This window comes from Limnohabitans sp. Rim8, from assembly GCF_945869175.1.
Lineage (GTDB): Bacteria > Pseudomonadota > Gammaproteobacteria > Burkholderiales > Burkholderiaceae_C > Limnohabitans_A.
Genome location: NZ_CAMBNZ010000135.1, coordinates 1 through 3271, shown reverse-complemented (window position 1 = coordinate 3271; position 3271 = coordinate 1). Strand labels below are relative to the sequence as shown.

General features: G+C 60.4%; 2 protein-coding genes and 1 pseudogene. 1 reads left to right on the top strand and 2 read right to left on the bottom strand.

All coding sequences use genetic code 11. The annotated features are described in order from the left end of the window. Nucleotides 1-29 precede the first annotated feature (29 nt). On the bottom strand, nt 30-992 hold the full coding sequence (locus Q0O19_RS13960) for a glycosyltransferase (RefSeq protein ID WP_295523978.1): 963 nt from the start codon (nt 990-992) through the stop codon (nt 30-32). A gap of 169 nt (nt 993-1161) precedes the next feature. Between Q0O19_RS13960 and Q0O19_RS13955 the strand changes: the two genes are divergently transcribed. Next, nucleotides 1162-2331: a class I SAM-dependent methyltransferase gene (locus tag Q0O19_RS13955; protein ID WP_295523976.1), complete on the top strand. Its 1170-nt coding sequence runs from the start codon at nt 1162-1164 to the stop codon at nt 2329-2331. Here the strand turns inward: Q0O19_RS13955 and Q0O19_RS13950 are convergent. Then, nucleotides 2332-3271: pseudogene (locus Q0O19_RS13950) on the bottom strand (excinuclease ABC subunit A); the annotation flags it as partial.

Below are 3271 nucleotides of genomic sequence, written 5' to 3'. Positions count from 1 at the left end.
CAAACGGTCGAGCAGGCGTTCAGGTGCGTTCAAACCCAATACCCCTTGTGCATAGAAAAACGGCTGCACATGCGCTTTGAAAGCGACTCATGGCCTCGGCCCAAGCGGTAACCCAGGGCCTTGAGCGCTGTTCGGCATGCGACTTCAGGCAACAACCAGGGTGCATGCTTGAGCATGTAGAGCATTTCGGAACGTACAAATTGAAGTCCTTCACGCCCCGCACCGCCAAAGTCTTGCAGGAGCCATGGGTGCTTTGCATGGAAGACGCCCGTGTCAAAATAGCGCCTGAACTCGGCCAACATTGAATAATTGTGCGAATGGTAAACGACCGCTTGTGCTTGGTAGCGGATGGCGTGACCGGCTTTGAGCAGGCGAGCGGCCAAATGCATGTCTTCACCCAAGATGACCTGGGCTGGAAAGCCGCCCGCTTCGCGCATCGCTTTGACACGGTAGGCCGCAAAAGTATTGGACAAAAAACAGGTTTTGATGCCGAATTCGGGCACATCGACCCAGCGCCGGTGGTGGCTGGTGGTGGGGTAATTGAACAAACGGGCGTGAGCGGCCACCGGCGTGGCGTCGGGGTGCGGCATTTGGCGGCCGTAAGCGGCACCCACTTGGGGGTCGTCCAGCGCGGCCACGAGGTGCTTCAGAGCCATCGGGTCAGCCAGCACAGCGTCTTGGGTCAAGAAAACCACCACATCGGCGTCGGCCGCGAATTGGTCGACCGCCTGCTGGCGGGTGGTGCCGTGGTTGAACGTGGCACGGTCGATGCGGTGCACCACCAGGCCGGCCGCTTTGGCGGCTGCTGGAGCGCCGTCATCGGAGGCCGAATCAATCACCACCCCAAGCTGTGGTTGAAGGTTCTGGGCCTGAAGGGCTTGCAAAAAGTCATGCCAACGCGGCCCAGGATTGCAAACAGGCACCAACAACACCAACCGCCGAGCTGAAGGCTCTGGCAAGACAAGAGGGTGGTTGTGGGTGTTTTTTGACAATCGTGACTCCCGCATTGAGCGGATGCGCTGTATTTTGCCTGCTAAGGCTGACGGTCAGCGGAATCAAAAGGTGTTTTCGAACAAATATCAGCTTTGGACTGTTTGGACGCTGGCCGGGCTCAGGGCTGTTTATGATCAAACGCTTTAACCCAGACTGCGGGAATGCCCCATGAACCCAACAAACCCGCTGAACTGGGAAGAGAACGGCCAGCAACGTACAGCGTCTTGGCATGCCGAAAGCACACCACCTAAGCGTGTGGTGCTGGCCGACGATACGCTTGCGGCCGATACGGCTTACCGCTTGGCCTGCGAGGGCACCGCTTTGTTGTGGCGGGGTGACTTTCAAAACGCACGGCTGCTGTTGCAAGCACTGATGCGACGGCTGGACAAACCGGCCAAACGCAAAACACGGGGCAGAAACCAAGCCACCCCGGCGGTAGACCCTGCCACAGGATTCAACGCCCACCGCCAAGCGAAGGCGCAACGGGCAAGAGTCTTGAATTCCTTGTTGATCGAGCTGAAAGACGACTACAGCATTGCCTTGCGCCGTGCACCCGATGTGAAACAGGCCTGCAACGAAGCTTGGGGGCGCGGTGATGGCCACAACGGCGTGGTGCCGTTGCGCATTTTGCAAGGCTTGATTGGGGCCCACGAGTGGCGCAAAAACGGCGTCGAAGTGGCGGCCTTGGGCGGCAAAGAACCACGCATTCACCCCCATTACGGGGTCTTTTCGCCCGTGCGCGGTGAATATGTGGATTTGGTGGCGAAGGCGCCTTTGCCTGCAGCTTTGCAAACCACACCGTTGGCGTTTGACATTGGCACCGGCACGGGCGTGCTGTCGGCGGTGTTGGTACGGCGTGGCGTCAATCGGGTGGTGGCAACCGACATGTCGGACCGGGCCTTGTCTTGTGCCAAGGACAACCTGCAGCGGCTCGAATTGACCGGGCAGGTCGAACTGCTCAAGTCCGACGTTTTTCCACCTGGGCAAGCGGCATTGGTCGTGTGCAACCCCCCTTGGTTGCCTGCGCGCCCGACCTCTTTGCTGGAACAAGCGGTTTATGACGAAGGCAGCCAGATGCTCAAGGCCTTTCTGTCCGGACTGGCCAGCCACCTGTGCCCGGAGGGTGAGGGCTGGTTGATCTTGTCGGACTTGGCAGAACACTTGGGTTTGCGCACCCGGGCCGAGCTGCAAGGCTGGATCGACGAGGCAGGGCTGAAGGTCTTGGGTCGCGTGGACACCCTGCCCCGCCACACCAAAGCCCAAGACGCCACCGACCCACTGCATGCAGCCCGGTCGGCAGAAGTCACATCACTTTGGCGCTTGGGGGCAGCGGGCTGATCACGTCCTGGCCAGCACGGGTGCCAACGCCATGCCGGTGTGCGTGCCCAAAAGCACCAAGGCTTCAGGCGTCATGGCGGCCACAATGCGGCCACCGGCGTTGCCGCCTTCAGGCCCCAGGTCAATCACCCAGTCGGCTTCGGCAATGACATCCAGGTCGTGTTCGATCACGATCACGCTGTGGCCGGCATTCACCAAGCGGTGCAGCACGCTGATGAGCTTGTCCACGTCGGCCATGTGCAGGCCCACAGTGGGTTCGTCCAGCACATACAGGGTGTGCGGGGCTTTGTTGCCGCGCTTGCCCACTTCGTCGCGCACCTTGGTCAGCTCGGTCACCAACTTGATGCGCTGAGCCTCGCCGCCGCTGAGCGTCGGTGAAGGCTGGCCCAAAGTGAGGTAACCCAAGCCCACGTCTTTGAGCAGTTGCAACGGGTGCGCGATGCTGGGCATGCTGGCAAAAAAGTCCACGGCTTCGTCCACTTCCATCTGCAACACATCGCCAATGCTTTTGCCACGCCAGGTGACGGCCAAGGTCTCGGGGTTGAATCGGGCACCTCGGCAGGTTTCGCAAGGCACTTTCACATCCGGCAAAAAGCTCATCTCGATGGTGCGCATGCCTTGACCTTCACAGCTGGGGCATCGGCCTTCTCCCGTGTTGAAACTGAAGCGTCCGGCGGCGTAGCCACGCGCTTTGGCTTCGAGCGTCTCGGCAAACAGTTTGCGGACCGTGTCCCAAAACCCGATGTAGGTAGCGGGGCAGGAACGCGGGGTTTTGCCAATCGGGGTTTGGTCCACTTCGAGCACACGGTCTATGGTCTCAAACCCTTGCACATCGGCACAGGCACTCAAGGCCACACGCTGGCCGGCGTCTTGTGCGGTGCGCCCAGCAAAGGTGGAGCGCTGGCTGACCAGTGCCTGTACATTGGCCAGCAACACATCC

Coding starts and splice junctions, on each gene's coding strand:
- Q0O19_RS13955 (WP_295523976.1), top strand. CDS start 1,162: ATGAACCCAACAAACCCGCTGAACTGGGAAGAGAACGGCCAGCAACGT.